This is a genomic window from Streptomyces sp. NPDC055025, from assembly GCF_053608565.1.
Genome location: NZ_JBSGVS010000025.1, coordinates 54,784 through 79,625, shown reverse-complemented (window position 1 = coordinate 79,625; position 24,842 = coordinate 54,784). Strand labels below are relative to the sequence as shown.

Below are 24,842 nucleotides of genomic sequence, written 5' to 3'. Positions count from 1 at the left end.
CCCGCTCACGCTCGCCCGCGCCCGAGCTTCGGAGCACATGGTGCTACAGAGTGCTACCCTGGAGCAATGTCAGCCCAGCCTGAAATCACCCAACGTGATCTGCGTAGCCGTTCCAAAGAGATCATGGACGCCGTCCAGGGCGGGCAGTCCTTCACCGTCACTCGCGACGGTCACCGGATCGGCGAGCTGATCCCGTTGCGCAGGCGCCGGCGGTTCGTCCCGCGTTCGGAGTTCGCCGCCATGTCCCGCACTGCCTCGGACGTCTCCCTGGAGGCGTTCCGGTCCGATCAGGACGCCACGGCCGAGCAGGAGACGGACGACCCCTATGCCCGCTGAATACGCGCAGGGCCTGCTCGACACCAACATCGTGATCCTGCGCAAGTGGCTCGATCCCCAGGAACTCCCTGCCGAGGTGGCGATCAGCTCCATCACCCTGGCCGAGCTCTCCGCGGGCCCCCACGAGGTACGCAGGAACGAAGAACAGAAGGACTACGACGAGCACACGGAACGAGGACGCCGCCTCGACATCCTGCAACGCGCCGAGAGCGAGTTCGACCCCATCCCCTTCGACGCCGAAGCCGCCCGCATCTACGGGAGAGTATGTGCAGCCGTGATCGGCGCCGGCCGCAAACCCCGCCGCCGGATCGCGGATCTCATGATCGCCGCCATTGCCATCGCCGAAGAACTACCGCTCTTCACCACCAACCCCGACGACTACAAGGGCCTCGACGGGCTGCTGACCGTCGTACCCGTCACCCGGCCCACCGTCCTTCACGACCGGTAGGGCCTGCTCGCCGCGCCACTTCCGCCTCACGCGCAGCAGTACGGAGCGGTCAACCACGGTCACCAACGACACCGGTCCAAGGGGCGCTTCAGGACCATACGTGTAGCTGACCAGCACAGACGACGAAAAAGCCCCTGTGATTCCCAAGCTCAGAGCGCGAGTTCGATTCGAATCACCCGCTCCACGATGAACCCCATGGGTTATCGAACCGGGGTTGCTAGTCATCTAGACCATTTCTTACTTGATCAGTCTCCAGCAGCAACCTCACCAAGGCTCGCGAGGCCGTACTGCCCACCCACGCAACCACCCTCGTCCCGGAACTCGGCGGCCCTACCGGTGGCGCCGGCTCCCGTCCCACCGCAAATGTGTATGCCTGCCAGGCAGCGGGCGTTGTCAGTCCTGCGCTTCGTGCCAGTAGTCGGCGAGCATCTCGCCCGGCCAGCCGGGTTCGCGTACCTCGCCACGGGGGCCCATCTCCCTGAAGTAGGGAGCGAGGTCGTAGACCGGGCTTCCGTCGATCGCGTCAAGGTCGGTGACGTGCAAGTCCAGGCCGTCGACCTTCAGCAGCCGGGGGAAGGACTGGGCGAGCTGGTTCGGCCGGCGGTGGTTGCGGTGGACGAACGTCCCGGTGGACGGCCACTCGGGATTGTTGCGGGGACTACGGGCATGGAGAGCGACATCGTCGGGTGATGCCTGGTGGAAGTGCCAGACGACCAGCAGGTGGGAGAACTCCTCTAGACCCCGGACGACCTCGACGGGGAAGTCCGGGTTCAGGCGGATGACGGCCGTGCCGGTCCAGTGGTCGTCGGTGGGCTCGGCGCGTCCGCCGACCACGGTGGCGATGGGCCTGATCTCCAGCGACTTAGTCATGCGATCCGCATTCCCCTTCGAGCCTGCGTGGCGACGGGGTCAATCTACTCGGGCGAGATATGCAGCGTGCACGCCGTCTCGTGGGCCAGCGACGCCTCGGCGAGGAAGAAGGTGCGGTGAGGCTCCCTGATGTCCTCGCTGGCCGAGGCACCGTCCTCGGCCTTCAGCAGAGTTTTCGCCGCTGCCTGCATCCGCCCGTTGGCCGCTAGACCACGGGCGTGTACGACTCCGAGCAGGGCGCGTTCCCTGGGAGTGGCCGCCGCGTAGCGCTGCCCGTCCATCGAAGCGGTGGACAGGTCGAGGGCCTGCTTGTTGAACCCGAGGTCGATGGCCTGGTGGGCCATCGCGCGCCGAATGTGGCCGGTCAGAGGCGGATTTTCGGCGCGTGCTGCGAACTTCACGGCCAGTACGAAGTACCTCTGCGCGGTCGCGTGTTCGGCGTTGTCGAAGGCCACCCAGCCCGACAGATAGGCCAGCTCTCCGGCCGCCGAGAACATGTCGCGCCGTACCTGCTCGTCCGGGAACGTCCCGCACAGGAAGCTCGCGACATCAGCTTGTTCTCCACCGCAACCCGGTTGAACGCGCTCGCCGTCTGCTCCCGTAACCAGCCTGCTTCCGCGAGGAGTTCGGCAAGCCGCTCGTTCCGTTCGCACGCCACAACGCACCGTCCCCTCATGCCGGGACGATCTTTGACCATTTGGACCACCTCGAAGACCTTGACCGCATACCCAGCATGCCCTGATCGCGGTTCGCTCTATGCGTCCATCAGCCACGGACGAAAAGGGAGTTGATCTGACGCCATGGCCTCGATGTCTCCGGCGCCAGCCTTCAACCGATGGGCGTACACATCGCCGGAGACTCCGCTCTCGTCACAGGCGTACGCCGCGCACTGCGGGGTGTCGCGTACGGCCGCGACCTGGGTGGTCGACCAGCCCGTTCAGACGAGAGCGAAGGCGGTGGACTCTCCCACGACCAGCCGCCCATAAACCCAGGTGAACGCCCCCGTACGCGCTCCAGCGCTGCACCAACGCAGTTGGCGTGGCGGCCCCACAAGTTCGAATCTCGTATCCTCCGCCATTGCTCTCACCGCGCAATATGTTGTAGGGGCCCCACCACACGCGGTGGGGCCCTACAACGTTGTTTCCCTCACTTAGCGCCTGAGCGCAGTGCCTCGGCAATGGCCTGGCCGGTCTCACGAGCCGTAAGGTACGGGCGCACGTCGTGAGCCTTGGTGCCGTTGTAAACCAGAAGGTCACGGATACGATCACCGAACGATGGCGCCAATTCTTTTGCGAGCGCGACGACGTCACCCGCGTCAGTGATGTTGGTCCAGCGCTTCACTGGAGCAGGCCAGCGGGCATGGCCGTTGACGGGTCGGGGCATGAGGCGTTCGAAGATGAGGTTGCGTACGGCCAGGGGGGAGCCCAACGTCACCAGCGTCAGATCCGGGCATTCCGGAAGGGCGTGCAGCGTCTCGTACGCGGCGACCGTCCCGAGCGAGTGAGCGACGATGACCTCGGTCTCACGAGTCACGCACCGCGCGATCCTGTCCTGGACGCCGGTACGCACATCGGGCTCGGTGAAGTAGCGGCGTACCTGTCGGGCACTGGCAATCATCATGCGTTCGCTGAGCCCGGCGAAGAAGGACGAATGGCTGAGTGCGTCCAGGGCCCGCTGAACAAGGTGGGGGGTGCGCAGCCGGGCCTGCGTGGCCGGACCCGCGACACGCGTGTCCCACTCTGACGCGAATTCCCACCACTGAAGCAGCAGTTCGCGCTCAAGGCCGTCTTGAACGTCGGAAGCGTCCAGCTCCGGGGCTCCGAGTCCACGGTGACCCGCGGGCCGGAAGAGGTCACCGTAGAAAGCCATGGACACCTCGTCGCGCGCCACACGCATGCCGGCCGCCAGAGCAAGACCGTCACTCAGCGCCGGATACCAGTCGGCGAGCAGCGTCCCGGGGCCTTTGACCTCCTGCGCGATGCCGTGGACGAGGACGATACGGGTCACAGGACACCCCGCTCCTTCGTGAGTCGAGAGGAGTTGAGGCGGAGCGCTACCACTCCCATGTCGGTCGCCGCGCACACCCGCCCGTCACTATCGAGTGCGATGCCGTTGATGCCGCTGCCGATGTCGAGTTCGGCCGTCCACGAGGGGGAGTTCGTCTCCCAGACGCGCATCAGTCCGTAGCGATCGGCCGCGACCGTGGTGAGTGTGCCGTCAACGTCTGCGGCGCGGATCGCCCGGACCGCCGAGGGGAAGGGCGCGAGTTCCAGTCCGGCGTCTTGCTCTTCGGCTATGTCCCAGAACCGTAGGCGTCCGTCGCCCGCTCCGGAGATGATGACGTCCCGGCCGTCCAAGTGCGCAATCTCCAAACCGAACGCACCCATCTCATGACCGCCGAGCGGCTCAGCAAGCAGGGTGCCCGTACCTATGTCCCACAGTCGCACTGTCCCGTCACGGGAGGCACTCGCCACGACCGGGGTGCCGCCGACCACCGCCGACCGTACCGTCATCACATCGGCGGTGTGGCCGGTCATCGGGGGGCATACGGGGGCCTGTGTGTGCAGATCCCAGGCGTGGAGTGCGTAATCAGCCGCGACCGATACCACGACGGCACTGCCGTCCATCGTCTGTAGACAAGCCCGCCAGGAAGTACCCGAACGTTTACCGAGACGCCTTCGGGACCCGAGACTCCACACCTCCGCCTCCCACCAGCTACTGCGCACCACCACGCTGTCACCATTCAGACGAACGGTCGTCGAGTCAGTGATCTGCTGCGCCGCCGAAGTGAGGTGGGCCGCCACCTGGCGTCCGTTGTCGAGATCATGCGTTCGTACGACGCCGTTGGTAGCTCCTGTGACGACAATCGAACTGCTTTCTGACCGCCGAAGGATGTCGACCGACACCAGGCTCCGGTCCTCGCCGCAGAGCGGCTCTCCGAAGGGACGCATGGCGACCGCATCCCAGATCCGCACATCGCGTGAGGTGGCGATCAACAGCACCGGCACCCCATCGACCTGAGCAAACAGCGGTGCCGCGACTGTCCCTCTCGATCCCCCGGTGAAGCCTTCCAACGGCGACCCCAATGGTGCGGCTGTCTCCAGATCCCAAATCCTGACGGAGTTGTCGTAGGCCATCGTCGCCACGACCGTGTTCCTGCCAAGCCGACCGAGGGTTCCCACCATCACATATTCGGTGTGCCCGAGGAACGGACCACCGACGGCTGAGCGGTTCACGACGTCGTGCACATGAACGTTGTTGCCCTCAAGCATGGACAACACCACCGGTCGTGTCCCATGAAATGCCACGCCGACGGCCAAAGCGGAGGGAGTGAGGTCCTCCACATTGAAATGCGCATAGGGTCCGCTCGGCCAGCGAGCTCCACGACCGGTCACCTGCCATACGTACGCGTGATCCGACGAGGTCGCGAGGACGATCTCCATTCCCCGGCCCGCACGGCGTACGGCAAGGTGGGAGATGCCTCCGGTGTGCCCGACCAATGGGGAGCCCACCGCATCTCCGGAGGTGGCGTCCCAGATCCGAACAGTGCCGTCCTCACCACCGCTGACGACGACGGGCACACCATCCAACTCGCCGAACGCCGCACAGCGCACCGCGTTGGTATGTCCTGTCAGAGGCGAGCCCAGGACAGCCCCCCGAAACGGGTCCCAGAGCCGGAGCGTGGTGTCGGACCCACCCGTCGCGACTACCGCCCGCCCCCCTATAGCGCCAAAGGCCACAGCGGACACCTCACCGGAATGCCCCTCCATAGGACTACCGATCAGCTTACGGGTCCGCAGGTCCCACAGTCGGGCAGTGGCGTCCCTTCCACCGGTGACGACCATCGGGCGACCTTGGATATCGCAGAACGCCATGGAACACACCGGGCGCGTGTGGCCCTCGTCTGGTTGATCCGCCGTCAAATCCCATATGCGCGCGGTGCGATCGTCGCTGACCGTGACCGCCAAAGAAGCGTCTCCCCGGTTGGTGAGAGCTGCCGCGGTGATGCGCTCAACGTGACCGCGCAGCGGATGTCCGAGCGGCTGAAGGGTACGTAGATCCCACAGACGTGCTTCGTGACGTCCACTGCTCAGCGCCACCGGACGACCGTCGGACTCTCCAATCATGGCGGAGGCGACTCCACTACCGGCCCAGTAGACATGGGCCGTGACAGGTTCGCCGATCTGCCGGCGATCGGCCAGGTCCCATCTGCTGAGCATTCCCGCTCCGTCTCCGACGAGTACCACGGTCCTGCCGTCAAGTCGCGTTACGCACACGGCCGTGACCTCTTGCGCCGGGCCGATGAGCGGACTGCCGTCGATGCGCGCGTCACCACGGTCGAAAAGCTCGCTCAGGTCCCATATATAGACGGCCTTGTCATCACCGCCGGTGACCGCGATGGGACGTCCATCGAGCTCGCCCAGATCAGCGTCCCGTACCGTCCGTTTGTGCGCGCTCAGATCGCAGCCAAGTTGCTGCCTGCTGACGAGATCCCAGACTCGTGCTGTACCGTCCGCGCTCGCCGTCAGCACCACTGGGCGCCCGTGGACAGCTCCTACCACGATGCTCTCGACGCGGTTCGTGTGGCCCATCAGCGCTCGGCCATACTCCTGGCCCGCAGACAGGTCCCAGATCCTCACCGTACCGTCCTGCGCACCGGTGAGGGCGACGGTGTAGTCGCCCAGATCCCCGATGGCGATGGCGCTCACCGCGATGCCCACGGAAAGCGTGTCGCCGATCTGACGCTGCGAGGTGAGGTCCCATACCAACGCTGTGCCGTCCGCGCTTCCCGTCACCGCGATGGGACGCCCGTCAAGACTCCCGACCGCCACGCAGCCAACTACCTTGCTGTGGCCGTTGAGCAGCCTGTGCACCCCGCTGGTCGACCACCATGCCCAGCGTGCGGACCATGGAAGTGAGACGCCCAGTTCGTCGATACGGTCGGCCAGTTGATCGGCCTCGCACCGACGGGCCGACAGTTGCAGATCGGCGGCCCGCTCCCCCATCGCTCGGTCGCTTGTCAGCCGGTGCGCGACCTGCTCGTACGAGCCCCGGATCCGTCTCGGCTCCTCGCCCTCGATCGACGCGAACGCCCTTAGCAGAGCTAGGCGTTCGGCGGCGAGCAAGAAGCCCGGATCTTCCACGAGGTCGGCAAGCACGCCCGCCGCCGCCGCGTGTGTGGCCATGTGCTGACGCACGTACGGAACAGCCACGAACCAGTCGGGGCGTCCGTCCGACGATTCCGGGACAAGGGAGTTGAGCGCTTCGACGACCGACCTCTGGACCTCCTCCGGCGGACGGTCAGCGGTCGCGCGCAAGTGCTCGGCCAGCGCCTTGTGGTAAAGCCGATAGGCAGAACGCCGGTCGTCGTCGATGACTTCGGCGATGTACGCCTCGGCAACATCAAGAACCCAGGAGACATCCTCCTCAGTGCAAGGAATTCCCGAAATCACCGAACTGAGCGCGGTCCAGACCAGACCCCGGGGAAGCCCCTTGCCCTCGGAAAACGCGAGGGCGAGCAGCATACGGCGCACACGTGGTTCGTCCGGGCCGAAGCGGGCCAGGTAGTCGTCGAACGCCTCGCCGATCTCACTCGGCAATGCCTCCGCCCAGCCGGGTCGGCCGATGTCCACCGGGGTCCGGTCCGACCGCAGGGTACGTGCGGTCGTCCTCGCGTAGAGATAGACACCGGCGGCCTTCTCAGCAACGCCTTTGGCGACAGCCCTCGCGAGATCCCGCCGGCCACGGTACGGAGTGCGTACGTCGGACTCCTCCGTAGCGAGAAGTACCCGGGTGACATATCCAGCCACATCGGTCTCGCCCGCACGGTATTCGGACCGGTCCAGGTCCATACAGGTGAAGGTGGGGCCGAGAGGCGCAACCAGTTCGTGGCGAGTCCCGACGAGGAGTCTTACCCCCTGGATCTCCGACATGGGACGCAGCAGTTCCCGAGTGATCCTGCGCGGCTCGCCATGGCCACCCGCGTCCGCCGCAGTGTCCGACCCGGCTTCGTCCACGGCGTCCACGACAATGATCAGCGGCGGTCCCTGGCGGCCTCGCCTGGTGAGCTCCTGGAGCAGCGCGGCGGCGCCGTCGGCCTCCACGTCGAGGGCGGTGGCAAGCCGTTCCACAACCTCTTCCAGCCTCTTGTGACGGGCATGCACAGCCGCTGTTACGCATCCGGCCGGCACTACGGTGCCGGGGTCGACACCCCCCAGGTCGAGCCGCGAGCGATACCGACTGTCCGACAACGCGACGATTCTGCCGAGAACCGCGGACTTACCACAGCCCGGACTGCCGGTAACGACCCGTCCCCGGCCATCCCCAACTTCCGCGGTCAGCCAGGCCACAAGCTCGGACAACACGCGCACCCGTCCGCTGAAGTACAGGCCCTGCTCCGACTCGAACTCCACACCGCGCGAGCGTGGTCCGAAGTGCTCGGTGAGGTCTCGCGCGACCACCCGACGCTGCACTTCGAGGTCAGTACCGAGTGGTGGCAGTTCTTCCTCGTATCCGATGTTCGGCAGGAAGGGTGCCAGCCCCGTGACGAGACCGCTGGCCAGCTCGGCCCGCTGACCGCGTCCGTCGCCCTCGAATCGCTCGTTGACCGCCTTCACCAGTTCGGTGAGGTCGAGATACTGCTGCCGCTGGCCGGTACGCCCCGTTGTTGTCTCCACCGCCTCGCCCAAGGCCGCCACGAACGCACCGTCCTCGGCGATGTCCTTGCGGCGGGCAGAAGCGAGGAACCACAACCCCGTCGAGTCGGCGTGCGCGTTGCGGTACGCGATCGTTCGCAGCGCGACCGCAGACGCCTCCGCGCTGCCCGCGCTTCCGGCACACGTGTCAAGAATCAGCAGAAGATGCCGCAGGTTACCCCTGCACAGGATGCGCACCAAGTCTTCGGTGGCCAGCGCTGTGGTCGCGAGGTCCTCGCCGCGCGAATCCCAGCAGAGCAGATAGTGCCGATCACGCTCCTCCACCGAGCCATGGCCCGCGAAGTACACAACCACCACGTCGTCACTGGTCAGGGCGGTGTCCTCCGACCAGTGCGACAGCTTCTGGCGGATCTGCTCAGCCCCGTCGTACTCCCCGAGCCCGGGCAGCACCGACTCGTACCCGAAGGCGGCGAAGAGCTCCGTCGTCCCGCGAACGTCGGCAGGCACGGACCGCAGTTGTTCGTCCTCAGGAAGATGACGGTACCGGCCACTCCCCAGCGCTATGAAAAATCGCCGACCCACTCGACCGCCCTACTGCTAGGCATCATCGAACCTGCGAAAACTGTAGCGACACGATCACTTACCGCACCCTGCGAGCCGAAGATTGGCGAGCCGTCTCGGCTCCAGGCACCCGAACGACCTCCATACGGAGCGGCCGTGCAGGCCAACTCCCCACGGGCCCCGTATCCTTCGGCCGGACGGCCTCTGCGAGTTCGGGAATGCGGCTGCTGCCGCACGTCATCTCGCTGGGGAGCACCCCGCACCCGGCCCCGGTGTCATCCCGCTGACCGACCTGGCAGTGACCGCGGACGCCCGGCAGTTCTACCTCGTGCAGATGTCCACCGGCCGCCGCATCGAGCCCCGCGTCCCGCACGCGCTGGAAGCCTCGGTCCACACGCCGCCCCTCGCCCGGTTCCTGGCGGAGATCACCACCAGCCGCTGCGCCGTGTACAAGGCGTTCAACTTCGGTGCCGCCGCGCGCCTGCCGTACTTGCCGCGCGTGCGGTACAAGCGGACGGTCCTCGCGCCCGCACGGTGGCTGCTGGCCGCCGAGGACCTGCCCGGCCGCACTGTCTCGATGCCCGACTGGGAGACCGCCCTGCACCGCTGGCGGGACAGGTTCCGTGTGCCCGACCGCGTGGCCCTGGTCGAGTACGACCAGCAGCTGCCCATCGACCTGTCTCAGCATTTGCATCGGGCGGTGCTGCGGGCCCGGCTCGACAGCACCCGCCGTATCGCGCTGCGCGAAACCCCCGGCCCGGAGAACCGCGCCTGGATCGGCCGCCCGCACGAACTGCTGATCCCCCTGAAGCTGGCGAACACCGCGGGCCTCCGCTCCGAGCCACCCGCGCTCACAGCACCGGCCGCAACCACCAGGGCTCTGATGCCGGGACGAGCGTCGATCCTGCACGCTCAACTCCACGCTCACCCGCAGCGTTTCGGCGAGATCCTGACCGGACACCTGCCAAGCCTGCTCGCGGAGTTCACCGACCCCGCCACGGTGGTGGTTCCGCCGTCACCGCGACACCACACGGCCCGACTCCGACCAGCATCTGGCGCTGTACCTACACCTGCCGACTCCGGACGACTACGGCGCGGTCTCCGCCATCCTCCACGACTGGGCCGACGCTCTGCACGACCAGCGCCTGGCCTCCCGACTGGAGCTGGCCACTACCGGCCGCAGACCGGCCGCTACGGTCACGGCCCCGCCCTCGATGCGGCCCACGCGGTATTCGCTGCCGACTCGGCCGCCTGCTTGGCGCAGATACGCCTCACGTCCGACGACAGCCACACCGGCCACGCTCTCACCGCCGCGAGCATGTACGACCTGGCGACACGGTTCACCGGCGACGCGGACCAGGCAGCCGACTGGCTGACCCGCCACCTGCCCCGCGAGCACGGCCCGCTGGACCGGGCGCTGCTGCGTCAGACCCTCGCCCTGACCCACCCCGACGGGACGGCACCGCGGTCCACCTCCGGCGGCCCGGACGTGGCCGCCGCCTGGCAGGACCGCGCCTCCGCCCTGCACATGTACCGCGATCAGCTGGCCCGACAGCGCGACCCCGGCACCGTGCTGATGTCCCTTCTCCACCAGCACTACATCCGCGCACTGCCCGTCGACCCCGACCGCGAACGCCTCATTGGCCGGCTCGTCCGAGCCTGTGCCCTGCGCCACCGGGAGAGCCGGCCGTGACCACCACAACCAGCCCGGCCATTGCGGCCGACTCCTTCGCCCGGCACCTGAGCACCCCCGCACCTCCACCCGACCACCAGCCCTGGGCCGCGCAGTCCCTGGCCGTCGGCGCAGCCGGTACCGCCCTGCTCCACATCGAGCAAGCCCGCACCGGCAACGGCACCTGGCAGCGGGCACACACCTGGATCAAGAGCGCCGTCGCCACCGACGTCAGCGCCGCCGACACCAGCGGCCTCTACCTGGGCGCGCCCGCCGTCGCCTTCATGCTCAGCTGTGCCGTCACCACCGACTCGGCCCGCTACCACGACACCGCCGCCACCATGGACCGGCACGTCACCGATCTCGCTCACCGCCGTGCCGATGCCGCCAGCATCCGTCTGCGCAGCGGACACCGGCCCACCTTCCACGAGTACGACGTCTTCTACGGAATGACCGGCATCGGCGCCTACCTCCTGCGCCGCGCCCCAACCGGAAACGCGATGGAACGTGCCCTCTCCTATCTCGTGGCACTGACCCGGCCCAACCCCGACAGCGATCACGGGGAGCTGCCCGGCTGGTGGGTCGGCCACGACCCGCATCTCACCCAGTCCCGGCAATTCTCCGGCGGGCACGCCAAGCTGGGCGCGGCTCACGGCATCACGGGCCCGCTGCTGCTGCTCGCCCGCGCCCTGCGCCAGGGCCTGACCGTCGACGGCCACCATGACGCCATCCTCGGCTGGCTCGACGCGTGGCGGCAGGACGGCCCCGGCGGACCCTGGTGGCCGGAACACCTCCACCTCGGCGACCTCCACACGGGCGCAACCGGACAGGCCGGCCCGGCCCAGTTGGTGTTACGGAACCCCCGGCATCGCTCGCGCCGGACAGCTCGCCGCCATCGCCCGCCACGACACCGTACGACAGCTCCAGTACGAGGATGCCTTGGCCCGCTGCCTGACCGACCCCGGTCAGCTGTCCACGATCGCCGACACGAGCCTGTGCCACGGCTGGGCCGGCGTCTACCAGACCGCTTGGCGCGCCGCCCACGACGCCGCCACCCCGGCCCTGCGTGCTGCTCTGCCCGGCATCGCCGCCGCTCTGACCCGGCACGCCCACACCGGCCCCGACCTCGGCCTCCTGGAAGGCGGCGCGGGCACTGCCCTCGCCCTGACCACCGCAGCGCACGACGCTGCGCCGATCTCGGGATGGGACGCATGTCTGCTGATCGACTGAACCAACCCGCCCGCCTGGAAACGACCCTGCACGCGGTGCTGGAGGTCTTGGCCGGTGTCGGCACGAACACCGCCGCAGCCCACGCCGGGCTCGAACCCGCCGAACTGGACGCCGCCGTCGCCGTCTACCGGCAGGCCGGACAGCACGCGCTCGCCCAGCAGGCGGGGTCCCCGGCGTGGCGTCAGCTGTACGTCCAGTTCACCGAATGGGACAAGGCCGAGCAGACCGCCGCCGACCACATCGCCCCTGTCCTGGACTTGGCCCAACAGGACGGGATGGTCAAGGGCTGGTGGTTCATACGGAAGCACCCGTGCTGGCGGATGCGACTGCTCCCGGCCCCCGGGACGCAGCTCCCCCCGACACTGGCTGGCACGCTGAACGAACTCACTGTCGGCGGGCGAGTCGACCGCTGGTGGCCCGGCATCTACGAACCCGAAGCCGCCGCCTTCGGCGGCGACACCAGCATGACCATCGCCCACACCCTGTTCCACGCCGACAGCCGCGCCGTCCTCACCACAGGCCATGGCGAGCTGGGCCGCCGGGAGCTGTCGCTGCTGCTGTGCACCACCCTCATGCGCGCCGCCGGCCTGGAGTGGTACGAGCAGGGCGACGTCTGGCACCGCGTCACCAAGGAACGACCCCTACCCCCAGACGTACCGGCGGCCAAAGTCCACGCCATGGCCGGGAGCCTGCGGCAACTGCTCCTCACCGACACCAGCCCCACCGGCCCCATGCTCCAGTCGGACCGCACGCTCAAGCCCGCCGCCGACTGGGTCCACGCGTTCCGGCACGCGGGAAGAGACCTCGGCACAGCCGCCCGGGACGGAACCCTCGAACGCGGCCTGCGCGAGGTCATCTCCTACCACGTGATCTTCCACTGGAACCGGATCGGCCTGGACGCCCGCGCTCAGAGCGTTCTCGCTCACGCGGCACGTACCGCGATCCTGCACCCCGCCGACTCCACGGAAAGGCCGATGCCGTGACCGCGCCACACCCGCAGGCAAAACTCCACCGGTTCGTCAAGCGGTTCCCGCTGGTCAGCCGGTCCCACCTCGTCTACCCCAGCTTCGCCGCCCGGGTCGAAGAGGTACACACCTGTGCGGAGATGTCGGCACAGGACGGGCCCCTCCTCGACCGGATCAATCTCGCGTGCGCCACCTGGAACCTGTCCGCGCTGATCGCCTCCGATCGCGGCCTGACCGACCTGGCGACAGACCTGTGCCTGCGTCAGCTCCACCTCTTCCGGCCGGCATGGCCCCTCACCGGAGACAGCGCCATCGCCTGCCTCCAGCCGATCGTCAACCTCATGCGCCTGACCGCCCGAGCGGGGGACCCGCGTGCTGCCTATCAGCAGTTGATGAGCGTGCACCGCGCCATACACGACGGCGGCACAGTGACCGTCCACGGCCACCCCATCGACCTCACGGGATTCACCACCGACGCGACCCTCGACCACATACGCCCCTGGCTCCACACCCTCCTACTCGAAGACGGCACCCGGCTCCTTGTCGCCACCGGCCAATGGCCCCAAGCGGCAGAACACGCGACCGCCTATGGCAAGACCCCTGAGCGGCTGCACGACAGCAGGCAAGCACACGCCATGGCACGCCTGCACACGGCCGACCCGGACACAGCAAACTCCCTGATCGAGAAGGCCACGATCACCGAACCGTGGGAAGAAGCCGTCGCACAGATCCTCCGCCACTACGCCGACCACCTTGCGGGACGTGCCACGGCAGAAGCGTTCACCGCTGTGACGCGCGCCGTACGGGATGCCCTGGAGCCGACCCCGCCGCACCTGCGCATGTTCCGGGTGAGGCTGGTCCTGACGGCAATCGACCTGGCACCAGAAGGCTGCGAAGCCCAGGCCCAACCCCTGCACAACACAATCGTCAGCGACACCAAGCAGGCAGGCGACGCCTATGCCGCGCGCGAGATCCTCCGCCACCCCGTCCTGGCGGCCGGCGAGAAGTCACGCCGTGAGCTGGAAGCGATCGTCCGCGACGGCGGGCTCGGTCAGGGGACCCTGCCGGAGTCGGTGCTGTCCACGATCATGCAGGCCGTCACCACAGCGGGAGCGAGTCTCGTCCACTGCCTCGCCGAGGAAGGGGCGGCGTAGCCGCATTCGAAGCGGCCAGGCAGCATCGGACAACGAACCGCCGCCGGTCATCTGACGTACCTGCACTTGGCGCCGGTACCACCCAACGGTCTGTCCCGTCTGCCCGGATCCCGCCCTGCGGCCGTACGGTACATCCCCGAGCGGGTGACAACGGTCCGGTTGCGAGCCCTCCAGGGCTGATGACGACCCGCCAGCCCCGCCCCTGCATCCCGCCCGGCAACGCGTTACGAGCCCTCCAGGGCTGATGACGACCGCCGCGGCAAGGCGGTCCGCAATCCGCTCGCGCATGTTGCAAGCCCTCCAGGGCTGATGACGACTAGGACTTGTCCGGTCGATCATGTGACTGCTTCGTGTGCGGGTCGTTGGTGTGTGCATGGGGCGGGGTGATCTGAGTGATGCGGAGTGGGAACGGCTGCGGCCGTTCCTGCCGGTCGGTAACGGACGTTGTGGCCGGTGGCGGGATCACCGGCAGGTGATCGACGGGATTCTGCACCGGGTGCGGACCGGGGTGCAGTGGCGTGACCTGCCGGAACGGTTCGGGCCGTGGAAGACCGTCTACGAGCGTCACCGGCTGTGGTCGGCCGACGGAACCTGGGAGCGGCTCCTTCAGCAGATCCAGGCCGCCGCCGACGCGGCGGGTGAGATCGACTGGGACATCTCGGTCGACTCCACCATCGTGCGGGCTCATCAGCACGCGGCCGGTGCTCGCACCGATCCGCCGCCGGCGCCCACGTCAAAGGGGGAGGGAATGCCGGAACACCAGGACGAGCCGGCGTGGCAGAGCATCGTCGCCCGCCTGGTGAAGGTGGTGCTGGAGGTGAGGGCCTGGGCCGCTCGCGCGGCGGGTTCACCACCAAGCTCCACCTGAGCGCGGACGGCCGCTGCCGCCCGCTGTCCCTCATCATCACCGGCGGACAACGGGCGGACTGCACGCAGTTCACAGCGGTGCTGGAGAAGATCCGCATCCCACGGACCAGCCGGGGACGGCCTCGCAGCAGACCCGACAGCCTCACGGCCGACAAGGCATACAGCAACGGGCCTTGCCGCGAGTACCTGCGGCGTCGGGGCATCCGGCACGTCATCCCGGAGAAGACCGACAGCCAGGCCGCCCGCCTGCTCAGAGGCGCGCGAGGCGGACGGCCACCCGGCTTCGACGAAGAACGGTACAAGAAACGCAACACCGTCGAACGGGCCATCAACAGGCTGAAACAGCACCGGGCCGTGGCCACCCGATACGACAAGCGTGGCTACGTCTTCCTCGGCACCGCAACAGCAGCAGCCCTCACCATCTGGCTCCGCACATGATCGACCGGACAAGTCCTAGACGGCGGCCCAGTGCGTGCTCTGCTCCCAGATCGGTTGCGAGCCCTCCAGGGCTGATGACGACCCCGTGCCTGTTGTGCATCGTGCTGTGCCTGCTCGGGTTGCGAGCCCTCCAGGGCTGATGACGACCAGCGCGAACAGCCGCAGTTGCAGCACGTCGAACATGTTGCGAGCCCTCCAGGGCTGATGACGACCGGGTGACGGGTATCTTGGCGGATTTCGCACGCTACGTTGCGAGCCCTCCAGGGCTGATGACCACAGTGCGCCTGAGAGTCGCAAAATTCGGCGCTACGCCGTTGCGAGCCCCCCAGGGCTGATGACCACAGGACGCGCTCGTGCTGCACAGCATGAAGTGGCCTGAGTTGCGAGCCCTCCGGGCTGATGACGACCTACGGCCCGCCGTGTGATGCACACCCCGCAGCTCATGTTGCGAGCCCTCCAGGGCTAATGACGGCCTCCGGCAAGGAGTACGGCGTCTGGGGCGGCCTGGAGTTGCGAGCCCTCCAGCGCTGATAACGGCGAGACCGTCGCGCGGGCCAGCCTGCCCGGCTACTGCTTGCGAGCCATCCGGAGCGTTGACGCGAGCCGACGCTGTCCGCCGCTCTCAAGGCCGCGTTGCGAGCCCTCAAGGGCTGATGACGACAGCACATTCGGGAGCGGTATGAGACCCGTAGGCGGTCATCCTCTTGGCACCGAGTGCAGTGATGAGGACGTCCGTCATGCCGAGCGTGCGCCTGTGCGGGTCAACGTTCGCTCCCCTCTTCACCGGCGACGAAGCTACGGCACTCGAAATCACTTCCGTCCCAGCTGCTTTGTCACCAGGGCAATGTGGACCGCCATGCATCACAGGTAGCCCCTCCAACGGGGCGATGAATCGTGTGAGGTTTTCAAGTCGTCCTGCGCTCCCGAGAACTAGCCCGGAGCGACTTCCACAGACGCTACCCCACCTCTCCGACAGAACCCCAAAGCGATCGTTTGTGAACTCATTTGGCCACCCAAAGACCGTTTCCGACTCGCTGTCAGTGGCTGCTGGTAGACCGTTGGTTCACGTTCTCCGAAGGGGATTCACGTGTGATAGACATGCCGCCTCAGTCGGCTCGGGAAAGGAAAAGCTCGTACCGATATCAATGACCCTTGCGGACACATACGTGCCGCTGACCAGCAGAAAGGGGGAGATATGCGCCTGCGCGTACACGTCAATACAAGGGCGAAAGAAATCCCATGGGACCAGGTCATCGCGCCAGGCCGCGGCATCGTTTACGCCGCGCTCAGCCGTCAGGCACCACAACTCGGAGCCAAGGTCCACGACACCGGATGGGGCCCTCATCGAATCGCGCCGTTCGGCTACGGCGCCCCCGAGTTCCCCAAGCCCCGCCGCGTTCGCGGCGCTTATGTCGCCGGCGGCGCCGGCACTGTCGAGTTCGGCAGTCCAGTTGACGAGATCATCGAGGCACTCGCCAAGGACTTCACGATGATTCCCATCCTGGACTGGGGTGGGGTGGCGCTGAACGTCGAGGGTGTCACGCGAATCGACCCGCCCGCCTTCGCCTCTGGCCGGGCAAGGTTTCGTACCAGTAACCCCATCACTGTCAAGAGCGAGGCGACTCGGTCACCGGACGGCCGCCAGGTCTGGGGATCGTGGGTTCTCCCCGGCGACCCCGGATTTGATGTTGCACTGAGCCACAGCCTCCGACGCAAGGCAGAGACCTTCGGATACGGCTCGGTCACCCTGGAAGCAATCACCTGGATCGGACCGAAGCGCTCCTTCTCCGTCGTGGGCCACGGCAGCGACGCCTCCAGCACCATCCACCGGGGCAAGAAAACCGGCGCACCGGTAGAGATCGACGTTTCCGGTGCCCCGGCGGCGCTTCAAGCTTTGTGGTCCACCGGGATCGGCGGGGCCACTTCCGCCGGATTCGGATGGGTGACGGCCTGATGAACAGGGTCTCCGCCCAAGACGAACTCCGGCTCACTCCGCACCCTCTCCAGCGCGCCGGCGCCTACGCCATCGCGGCGCTCGCCAAAGCGGCGCACCCGGAGGAGGTGACCGGCGACCAGTTCGATCGGGCCGTCGAGCGCATGATCAGCGACCTCATCGCGACCAGCTCCATCGCCAAAGGCAATGCCGGCTGGTACCTCATGGGCATCTCCTACATCCTCTGGCCCAACTGCGCCCTCCACTACAAGACCAAGCGCACCCCAGAAGGACTCACTGCCTGGCGCACCATGCCGCCTGCCGACAAGTGGCCCGGGGTGCCCTGCTCACTGTGCGGACGGCCTGCCTGCGCCTGGTACGGAAACGTTGACATTCCCCTCGGCGCCAGCATCGAGCACCGCAACACCACCGCCCCCGACCACCGGGGCACCCCGCTCTGCTTCCCCTGTGTCACCAGCTTCCACGCCCTTCCTTATGTCTTCACCGCAGGCGGAGGAGTCCTCTACGGCGTCCACTCCTGGGACGAGAAGTTCATGGGGCGAGTCGCCCACAGCGCCATCGCCCCCAATGTCCGGAACATGATCACCCGCCGCGACCTCAAGAGGGACGGGGGCTCCTTCGCCGTCGAGTTCGCGGCCCTCAGGGCTCTGCGCTGGTGGGACAGCCGGATCTCCGCGGGCGTACAGGCTATCCAGTTCAGCAACAGCACTCGGGACATGAAGTTCCGTATCGAGGCCATGGAACAGCCCCTCGCCGAGTGGCTTCGCTCCACCGCCTCGGACTCCGACCGCCGTACCGGTTTCCGCTACCTCGCTCATACGCAGGCCACTGCCAAGGTCCCCGGGCTTCGCATGCTCGCCTGGCGCGCGTTCAACCGCCCAGAGCAAATCCCGTCCAAAGCCACCGGCTGGCTCCGCGACCGGATCACCGACACCGGCAGCATCCCAGCGGCAGTGCCACACCTCGCCCCCCTCATCCGCGCCTACCTCACGGAGGTCCTGCACGTGCTCGAAAAGGACGTCGGCCACGTCACAACCGTCGCCCGCCGCATCGCGGACGTCGTCAGCACACACGACGACAAACGCCTCAAAAAGTTCGTCGTGGCCACACGCCGCCCCAACGACCTCAAGGGGTGGCTGAGGAACGAGATCGCCGACTGGGCCAAGAAACGCCCCGCCGACTCCACGAACGACCCCTTCGTCACCGTCCCCCAGTGGCGCGTCCTGTTCGACTCCGGCAACACCTCATGGAGTGCCCGCGAACTGCTCTTCGTGGCCGTCTTCGAGGAACTCTGCGCCCGCGGAGCCACGGTCGAGGCCACCGACGAGACCACCACCGACGACGACTTCACGACCCTCGACACGAACGACCAGGAAGAGAGCAACTGACCATGTACCTCACCGGCAAAGCCGTACTCGACATCCAGGCCGGCGCCCCCAACAACGGCCGCGGCACCGCGGACCAGGGCAACGTCACCCCCGTCAAGCAGCACCGCACCGGCGGCAAGATCTACCCCTACGGCTCGGCCCAGTGGTTCCGCCGCATGGTCAGGGACAGTTTCCCGGACACGGACTCTCCCTCGCCGGTCATCGTCAACGGCAACGAGGACACCAAGCAGCAGGCGTACACCTCCGGCCGACCCGACCGGCACACGGACGACGACCTCTTCGGTTACATGGTCGCGACCAGGGCCTCCACCCACATGCGCGACACCGTCCTGTCCACCGGCACCTTCGTCTCCATCGCCCCCGAGCGCCCCACCCGCGACTTCGGCACCATGAGCCGAGGTCTGCCGACCGGTGCGAACCCCATCCTCCACGAGCACGAGTTCTATACCGCTGCCCTTCAAGGTGATCTCCGCCTCGACATGCAGCGCGTCGGGTTCTTCGAACAGGAAGGGAACGTCCGTAAGGCCGCGCTCTCGAACGAAGCCGCGCGGGAGGCGATCCAGGCCGGATGCACCGAGGTCACCCGCCGCGGAACCGCCGGGATCCTTCTCCCCATCGAAGAGCGCCGCCGTCGCGTCGCCGTTCTCCTTCGTGCTCTCACAGCCATGCACGGTGGTGCGAGCCAGGCCGCGCACTACGGAGACCGGACCCCGGCTCTGATCCTTCTCGCTCCGATCCAGGGCGGGAACCAGCCGTTCACCCGGCTCCTCGCACCGGTCGACGGCCAGATCCGGTTCTTCGTAGAGACTCTCCGTGAAGAAATGGACGCCTGGTCCGACCTCATCAGCGGAAAGGTCCACCTTGGCTGGGCTCCGGGCTTCCTCGGCGACCAGCGCGAGATCGCCCGCACCGATCTGGACGACCTCGTCAAGGAAGACCGCCTGATCATCGACCATCCGCGTGTGGTTCTGAGGGCTCTCGCCAAGGAGATCGAGGCAGGGCAACACGATATCTGGTTCCAGGACTAGCCATTCGACCGTTCATGCGCCCGCAAGGGTTCTCACCCAAGACTGTCAGGAGACGAGACCTCGATGTCCAGCGTCGAAGCCCTCGAAATCACCGTCACCGCCCCCGTGGCCAGCTTCCGCAACCCGCTCTACCAGGGCATCCAAGTCGGCCTGCCCTGCCCACCACCGAGCACCGTCGCCGGCATGCTCGCCGCCACCGTCGGCACCTGGGACCAAGTCCCCGAGAGCACGCGCTTCGCCATGACCTTCACCGCGGAAGGCTCCGGCACCGACCTGGAGACCTATCACCCCGCCGCGGCCAAAGCAGCCAGCCGCAACGCCACCATCAAAGACCGCGAGTTCCTTACCGGCATCACCCTGACCACCTGGCTGACCACAGACCTGGACATGTGGGAGACCGCAATCCGTAAGCCGGTCTGGCCGCTCCATCTCGGACGGTCACAGGACCTGGCCACCGCCCGTACCCGTCGCGTGCACCTCACCCCCGAAAACACGGGCAAACAGGGTCACGCCCTCATCCCCCACACCACCGCACCCGACCCCGACACCATCAACAACGGCGAACAGATGCAGCTCCCCACCGCCATCACCCTGAACCGCGCCCACACCAAATGGGACACCTACCGCTACGCCCGCACCGGAACACACGCCACCATCACAGCGGACTACACCACCGAAGCCGGCCAAGCCCTCGTCCTGCTCCCACCGGCCCATCCCGCCCACGTATCCCCGTAAGGAAGAACATGTACGACGCCCGCCCCCTGCGAGCGAAAAGCCCACGCAGCCGAGACACCGAAGGCGAACCGCTCAAGGACCACTCACTGACCACGCTCCACCGGTCAAACACGATCAATGCCCGCATCGGACGGATCGCCGTCCTACCCCAGCGATTCGCCACCTGGTTACCGGCCAGCGGCCTCCTGCACGACCCAGGCAAAGCCGCACACGGCTACCAGCGGCAGATCGGCAACACCTCCGAACCAGCTCAGGTATGGGGCGAACGACACGAAGTTCTCTCCCTCGGCTTCCTCCCCACCGTGCTCTCAGCCCTCCCCAGAGCAGAGATCCTGTGGATCGCCGCTGGCGTCGTCACTCACCACCGGCCGATCACCGGCAATGGAGGCCGCCGCCCTTCGCTCCTCCCCCTGCACGGGCGCGACACCGCGGAAGACTTCACGAAGAAGTTCGGTCCCCTCAACGCGGACGCGGTCCAAGACCTGGCCGTCTGGCTGCACGCCACAGCCATCGAGGCCGGACTCATTCCCCGCAGCCCGCTCCCCACCCTCACCCCCGAGATCCTCATCAGGGACGCGCACACCCTCTTCGGTGAACTCCTCGAACTATGGGAATGGGCCCGCTCCCCCGAAGACGAAGCCGACGGCCTCACCGCAGTCCTGTTGCAAGGCGGAGTGACGATGGCAGACCGCATGGCTTCCGCCCACACTCCCGTACACAGGAACCACCCGCTCACCCCCGAATATCAGGAGCGTCTCGAAAGCCGCCTCGCAGCCAAGGGCTTCCAGCTCCGTCCGCACCAAACCGAAGCCGCAGCCACCAGTGGTCACATCTTCATCCGCGCCTGGACCGGCTCCGGGAAGACAGAGGCGGCACTCCTGTGGGCCCTGCGGAACCTCCAGGAGATGACCGATGCCGGGCAGGGCACACCCCGCATCTTCTACCTCCTGCCTTACCTGGCAGCGATCAACGCCATGGTCCGCCGCCTCGAAGACGACCTCCAAGCCAAAGATCAAATCGGCGTCTCACACTCTCATGCCGCCTCCTACTACCTCGCCCGCGCGCTGGAAGACGAATGCGCCACAGACGCCGAGGCCCTCGCCGCCGCCCGCAAATCGCTGGCCCAGGAAAACGCAACCCGCCTCTTCCGGGAGCTGATCCGGGTCGGCACCCCTTACCAACCCCTGCGCGGCACTCTCGCCGGCCCCGCGCACTCCAGCGCTCTCCTCGACACAGCGAACTCCCTGTTCATTCTTGACGAACTCCACGCCTACGATCCCCAACGCCTCGGCATGATCCTCGCCATGATGAGCTTCTGGGAACACATCGGAGGCAGGTTCGCCATCGTCTCCGCCACCCTCCCCGACGCGCTCCAAGAAGCCATCCGCACAGCCCTCGCGCGGGACGTACACCTAATCGAGCCTCCCGAAGGAACCGTCTTCCCGCGTCGGCACCGCCTCTCCATACGACGACACCCCCTCCGCTCAGACGCGGCTCTCACGGAGATGACCGGTCGGCTCGAAGCGGGAGAAGCCCTTCTCGTGGTCGCCAACAACCGACCCACAGCACGCGCTCTCTACCGCCAGCTCGGAAGCATTTCCCGGCGCATCCACGGCGGCGACACCGATGCGGCCATCATGCTCCACTCCCGATACCGACGCGATCACCGCGCGGACATCGAAGACCGCATCCGCGACCGCTACAAGAACGGGCACAAGGAGAGGAAGGGCGGCATCCTCGTAGCAACGCAGACCGTCGAAGTCTCCCTCGACGTCAACTTCGACAGCATCCACACCGCCTGCGCCCCCATGGACGCCCTCTGCCAGCGCTTCGGCCGCGTCAACCGCAGCGGCTCCAGGCCACCCGCCGACGTCATCATCCACGCCCCCCAGTACATGCCCCGGAGCAACGAACCCGGCCTCTTCGCGGACGGCGTCTACCCGAAAACACCGGTCGCACTGGCCTGGAACATCCTCCAGCGCCACCACAACGAAGTCATCGACGAAGCGCTCATCACCACCTGGCTCAACGAGATCTACGCCGACACCCTCGGCTCCTGGGGCAAAGACTGGCGCGCCAAACTCGAACTGTCCAAGGAGCGATTCAGCGAAGCCTTCCTGACCTGGACCGAACCCTTCCGTGACCGCTCCGAACTCAAGGACGACTTCGACGCCATGTTCGACGGCAAAGAAGCCGTACTCGAAGCCGACCGAGACGAATACGCCCGCCGTCTCGCCACCGACAACGGCCGACGACCAGGCCGCCTTCTCGCAGAAGACCTCCTGATCCCTATCGCCGCCAAGACCGCGACAACCTGGGACGACAAGCTCAAGGTCAAGGTCATCGACGCCGAATACGACTCGGAGAACGGCCTCGGAAAAATCCACCAGTAAGCCCAGGGATCCGATTAAGCCCCAACCGGGGCACGAAACTTGAAACCTCCATAACCTTCATACCCCCGCAAGGGGTAACAACGTACGCGCTTTGCCTTGCACGCAATACGCCTCATCACCCCACCAGGGTCAACAACGTAATACTGAATTGCCAGTCCTCATCAACCCAGGAGGATTCGCAATGCCAGCGCCTGCTGGCCTGCGTAGTAGGTCCGGAAGGCCGTCATCAACCCAGGAGGGTTCGCAACCCCCGGTGGGCGGAGCTGAAGCTCGCGGCCGTCGGGTCCTTGCCAGGTCGTCATCAACCCTGGAGGGTTCGCAACAGCCATAGGCCCGTGCGTCCGGAGAGAATGGCGCGGGTCATCATCACCCCAGGAAGGTTCGCAACAGCCCCGCGACCTCCGTACCGCAGCGGCGGCATTCCAAGTCGTCGTCAACCCAGGAGGGTTTTACAGCCGGTCTCTAAAGCCGACCGACTGAGAGACCAACATGGCCGAGCCCTGAAAAGGGTTACGACACTCGAAAAGGAGGAACTCGCCACGACCGTCCACCACCGCACGCTCAAGCGCAATGTCAGCTACGAGGAACTCGTCCACCTCGAAGCCCTCAAGATCGTCCGCATGTGCCTCGAAGACAAGCCGTACAAGCCCTTCCGCCCCTGGTGGTGACCAGCCATCTTCGTGATCCTCGTCTACGACACCGCTGTCGAACGCAACCCGAAAGTCCTCAAGACCTGCCGTAAATACCTCCACTGGACCCAGCGCAGCGTCTTCCAGGGCGAACTCACCACAGCCCAGTACCGCGCCCTCATGGCCGCCCTGAACACCACCATCGACCCGGAATACGACAGCATCGTGACCTACACCACTCGCTCCCCCGACGTGATCGAATCCACCACGCTCGGAATCGACCTCGGCGGCCCAGGAGACATCCTCTGAACCGCTCTGACCTGCACAGATGCACTACCGCCGGACCGCTGCAAAACGGCTCACGAAGCAGCCAATCATCGCCGCTCTGACCTGCGGTTTTACCGTCGGGGTCGTCATCAACCCAGGAGGGTTCGCAACGGCATGGGTGCCTCCTGTGGCGGTCGCCCACCAGGGGGGTCGTCATCAGCCCTGGAGGGCTAGCAACTTGAGAGCCTTGAGTGCGCTGCGTAGTCCATCGGCGGTCGTCATCAGCCCTGCAGGGCTAGCAATATGGACAGGGCGAGTTGCTCGGGCCCGTGCTCGCCGGTCGTCATCAGCCCTGGAGGGCTCGCAACGCGGCTACCGGGGCGCCCGCCTGTGGTCCGGGCAGCCGTCATCAGCCCTGGAGGGCTCGCAACATGTGCGCCAGCGCCAGGCCGAGGAGCCGCTCCAGGTCGTCATCAGCTCTGGAGGGCTCACAACCCGGACCCGAGTACGGGCCCGGCGGCCACGGCCGCGTCGTCATTAGCCCTGGAGGGCTCGCAACGTCTCCGTGTAGGTGGGGAATGTCACCGCGGACACCTGTCGTCATCAGCTTTGGAGGGCTCGCAACGAGGGAGCCACCACGAAGTCCGCGACGCCGGCGCCGGTCGTCATCAGCCCTGGAGGGCTCGCAAGACCTGGCCCTCGAAGTCTGGGCACGCTGCAATGGAGGTCGTCATCAACCCAGGAGGGTTCGCAACAGCACTCCGCGACCGCCCTCATGCAGTCGCCCGCCGAGGTCGTCACCAACCCAGGAGGGTTCGCAACGGGCGAGGCGCGTGCTCACCCCGGGGCGTGGACGACGGTCGTCATCAACCCAGGAGGGTTCGCAACCTGCTGTGGCACGGGCCGCACAGCCCTCTGCCGTGGGGTCGTCATCAACCCAGGAAAGTTCGCAACCAGGGTCACCGGTCCGGGGTGTCCTGCTCGGATGCTGCCCTAATCGCCTCAGAAGGATTCGTGCACCGGTCCGGGAGCGGTATGGCGCCGCTTCGAGCGGCCTCAGCCGACAGCCGCTACGTAACACTGATCCGCCGGCCCAAAGAACATGCCCGACACCGATACTCTCTGTCACCTCCGCGACGGCGACAGAGAAGGGGCACCTGACTCGCACCACTGCCGCACCAGTAGAAGCGGTAAGCCATGGCCAATTGCAGCACGTGGCGGCTGCTCCACAGGTCACGCCCAAGAGGCAAT

At 66.8% G+C, this 24,842-nt stretch carries 18 protein-coding genes and 1 pseudogene; 15 read left to right on the top strand and 4 right to left on the bottom strand.

Translation table 11 applies throughout. From position 1 onward, the window contains the following. Nucleotides 1-66 precede the first annotated feature (66 nt). Nucleotides 67-336 (top strand): type II toxin-antitoxin system Phd/YefM family antitoxin, encoded by a 270-nt coding sequence (locus ACWGDX_RS17460; RefSeq protein ID WP_363079944.1) that lies wholly within the window; start codon nt 67-69, stop codon nt 334-336. After that, nucleotides 326-784: a PIN domain-containing protein gene (locus ACWGDX_RS17455; protein WP_453626446.1), complete on the top strand. Its 459-nt coding sequence runs from the start codon at nt 326-328 to the stop codon at nt 782-784. Before ACWGDX_RS17460 ends, ACWGDX_RS17455 begins: the two co-directional genes overlap by 11 nt. 393 nt (nt 785-1,177) lie before the next feature. Here the strand turns inward: ACWGDX_RS17455 and ACWGDX_RS17450 are convergent, their stop codons facing one another. From ACWGDX_RS17450 to ACWGDX_RS17435, 4 genes are all read right to left on the bottom strand, one after another. Further along, nucleotides 1,178-1,654, bottom strand: coding sequence for an SAM-dependent methyltransferase (locus ACWGDX_RS17450; protein ID WP_453626444.1), 477 nt, complete (start codon nt 1,652-1,654; stop codon nt 1,178-1,180). A 44-nt stretch (nt 1,655-1,698) separates the two neighbouring features. Next, nucleotides 1,699-2,151, bottom strand: a complete 453-nt coding sequence (locus ACWGDX_RS17445) for a hypothetical protein (protein ID WP_453626442.1) — start codon at nt 2,149-2,151, stop codon at nt 1,699-1,701. Nucleotides 2,152-2,800: 649 nt separating this feature from the next. Next, nucleotides 2,801-3,661, bottom strand: a complete 861-nt coding sequence (locus ACWGDX_RS17440) for a hypothetical protein (protein ID WP_453626440.1) — start codon at nt 3,659-3,661, stop codon at nt 2,801-2,803. Continuing rightward, entirely contained in the window at nt 3,658-8,892 is a 5,235-nt protein-coding gene (locus tag ACWGDX_RS17435) for a caspase family protein (RefSeq protein WP_453626438.1), read from the bottom strand. Before ACWGDX_RS17435 ends, ACWGDX_RS17440 begins: the two co-directional genes overlap by 4 nt. Nucleotides 8,893-9,169: 277 nt before the next feature. On the opposite strand from ACWGDX_RS17435, the gene ACWGDX_RS17430 reads away from it, so the two are divergent. The 13 genes and pseudogenes from ACWGDX_RS17430 to cas2 all read left to right on the top strand — a co-directional run bounded on the left by ACWGDX_RS17430 (nt 9,170) and on the right by cas2 (nt 23,633). Next, entirely contained in the window at nt 9,170-10,564 is a 1,395-nt protein-coding gene (locus ACWGDX_RS17430) for a thiopeptide-type bacteriocin biosynthesis protein (protein WP_453626436.1), read from the top strand. Then, nucleotides 10,561-11,232: pseudogene (locus ACWGDX_RS17425) on the top strand (lanthionine synthetase LanC family protein); the annotation flags it as partial. The gene ACWGDX_RS17430 and the pseudogene ACWGDX_RS17425, both read left to right, overlap by 4 nt. Nucleotides 11,233-11,263: 31 nt before the next feature. Beyond that, a complete protein-coding gene (locus ACWGDX_RS17420; RefSeq protein ID WP_453626500.1) occupies nt 11,264-11,773 on the top strand; it encodes a lanthionine synthetase LanC family protein in 510 nt (169 codons plus the stop codon). Next, nucleotides 11,755-12,756, top strand: coding sequence for a thiopeptide-type bacteriocin biosynthesis protein (locus ACWGDX_RS17415; RefSeq protein WP_453626499.1), 1,002 nt, complete (start codon nt 11,755-11,757; stop codon nt 12,754-12,756). The genes ACWGDX_RS17420 and ACWGDX_RS17415 overlap by 19 nt, the downstream gene beginning before the upstream one ends. Then, complete coding sequence (locus ACWGDX_RS17410) at nt 12,753-13,892, top strand: hypothetical protein (RefSeq protein ID WP_453626434.1); 1,140 nt, start codon at nt 12,753-12,755, stop codon at nt 13,890-13,892. The genes ACWGDX_RS17415 and ACWGDX_RS17410 overlap by 4 nt, the downstream gene beginning before the upstream one ends. A 373-nt stretch (nt 13,893-14,265) precedes the next feature. Next, a protein-coding gene (locus ACWGDX_RS17405; RefSeq protein ID WP_453626432.1) for an IS5 family transposase occupies nt 14,266-15,197 on the top strand; the annotation gives its coding sequence in 2 pieces (ribosomal slippage) (nt 14,266-14,598 and nt 14,601-15,197; 930 coding nt in all). 1,195 nt (nt 15,198-16,392) lie between these two features. Further along, nucleotides 16,393-17,151, top strand: a complete 759-nt coding sequence (locus ACWGDX_RS17400) for a CRISPR-associated endoribonuclease Cas6 (RefSeq protein ID WP_453626430.1) — start codon at nt 16,393-16,395, stop codon at nt 17,149-17,151. Further along, on the top strand, nt 17,151-18,539 hold the full coding sequence (locus ACWGDX_RS17395) for a hypothetical protein (protein ID WP_453626428.1): 1,389 nt from the start codon (nt 17,151-17,153) through the stop codon (nt 18,537-18,539). Before ACWGDX_RS17400 ends, ACWGDX_RS17395 begins: the two co-directional genes overlap by 1 nt. Nucleotides 18,540-18,541: 2 nt before the next feature. Further along, entirely contained in the window at nt 18,542-19,567 is a 1,026-nt protein-coding gene (cas7i, locus tag ACWGDX_RS17390) for a type I-B CRISPR-associated protein Cas7/Cst2/DevR (RefSeq protein WP_453626427.1), read from the top strand. Between the two features lie 63 nt (nt 19,568-19,630). After that, nucleotides 19,631-20,302, top strand: coding sequence for a CRISPR-associated protein Cas5 (gene cas5 / locus ACWGDX_RS17385; protein ID WP_453626425.1), 672 nt, complete (start codon nt 19,631-19,633; stop codon nt 20,300-20,302). Nucleotides 20,303-20,310: 8 nt separating this feature from the next. Further along, on the top strand, nt 20,311-22,695 hold the full coding sequence (cas3, locus tag ACWGDX_RS17380; protein WP_453626423.1) for a CRISPR-associated helicase Cas3': 2,385 nt from the start codon (nt 20,311-20,313) through the stop codon (nt 22,693-22,695). A 350-nt stretch (nt 22,696-23,045) separates the two neighbouring features. After that, nucleotides 23,046-23,363 (top strand): hypothetical protein, encoded by a 318-nt coding sequence (locus ACWGDX_RS17375; protein WP_453626421.1) that lies wholly within the window; start codon nt 23,046-23,048, stop codon nt 23,361-23,363. A 12-nt stretch (nt 23,364-23,375) separates the two neighbouring features. After that, nucleotides 23,376-23,633, top strand: coding sequence for a CRISPR-associated endonuclease Cas2 (gene cas2 / locus ACWGDX_RS17370; RefSeq protein ID WP_453626419.1), 258 nt, complete (start codon nt 23,376-23,378; stop codon nt 23,631-23,633). Nucleotides 23,634-24,842 lie beyond the last annotated feature (1,209 nt).

Excerpts from the sequence above, each read along its gene's own strand:
- ACWGDX_RS17460 (WP_363079944.1), top strand. The coding sequence starts at position 67 with ATGTCAGCCCAGCCTGAAATCACCCAACGTGATCTGCGTAGCCGTTCC.
- ACWGDX_RS17455 (WP_453626446.1), top strand. The coding sequence starts at position 326 with ATGCCCGCTGAATACGCGCAGGGCCTGCTCGACACCAACATCGTGATC.
- ACWGDX_RS17450 (WP_453626444.1), bottom strand. The coding sequence starts at position 1,654 with ATGACTAAGTCGCTGGAGATCAGGCCCATCGCCACCGTGGTCGGCGGA.
- ACWGDX_RS17445 (WP_453626442.1), bottom strand. The coding sequence starts at position 2,151 with ATGTTCTCGGCGGCCGGAGAGCTGGCCTATCTGTCGGGCTGGGTGGCC.
- ACWGDX_RS17420 (WP_453626500.1), top strand. The coding sequence starts at position 11,264 with ATGACGCCATCCTCGGCTGGCTCGACGCGTGGCGGCAGGACGGCCCCG.
- ACWGDX_RS17415 (WP_453626499.1), top strand. The coding sequence starts at position 11,755 with ATGTCTGCTGATCGACTGAACCAACCCGCCCGCCTGGAAACGACCCTG.
- ACWGDX_RS17400 (WP_453626430.1), top strand. The coding sequence starts at position 16,393 with ATGCGCCTGCGCGTACACGTCAATACAAGGGCGAAAGAAATCCCATGG.
- ACWGDX_RS17395 (WP_453626428.1), top strand. The coding sequence starts at position 17,151 with ATGAACAGGGTCTCCGCCCAAGACGAACTCCGGCTCACTCCGCACCCT.
- cas7i (WP_453626427.1), top strand. The coding sequence starts at position 18,542 with ATGTACCTCACCGGCAAAGCCGTACTCGACATCCAGGCCGGCGCCCCC.
- cas5 (WP_453626425.1), top strand. The coding sequence starts at position 19,631 with ATGTCCAGCGTCGAAGCCCTCGAAATCACCGTCACCGCCCCCGTGGCC.
- cas3 (WP_453626423.1), top strand. The coding sequence starts at position 20,311 with ATGTACGACGCCCGCCCCCTGCGAGCGAAAAGCCCACGCAGCCGAGAC.
- ACWGDX_RS17375 (WP_453626421.1), top strand. The coding sequence starts at position 23,046 with ATGGCGCGGGTCATCATCACCCCAGGAAGGTTCGCAACAGCCCCGCGA.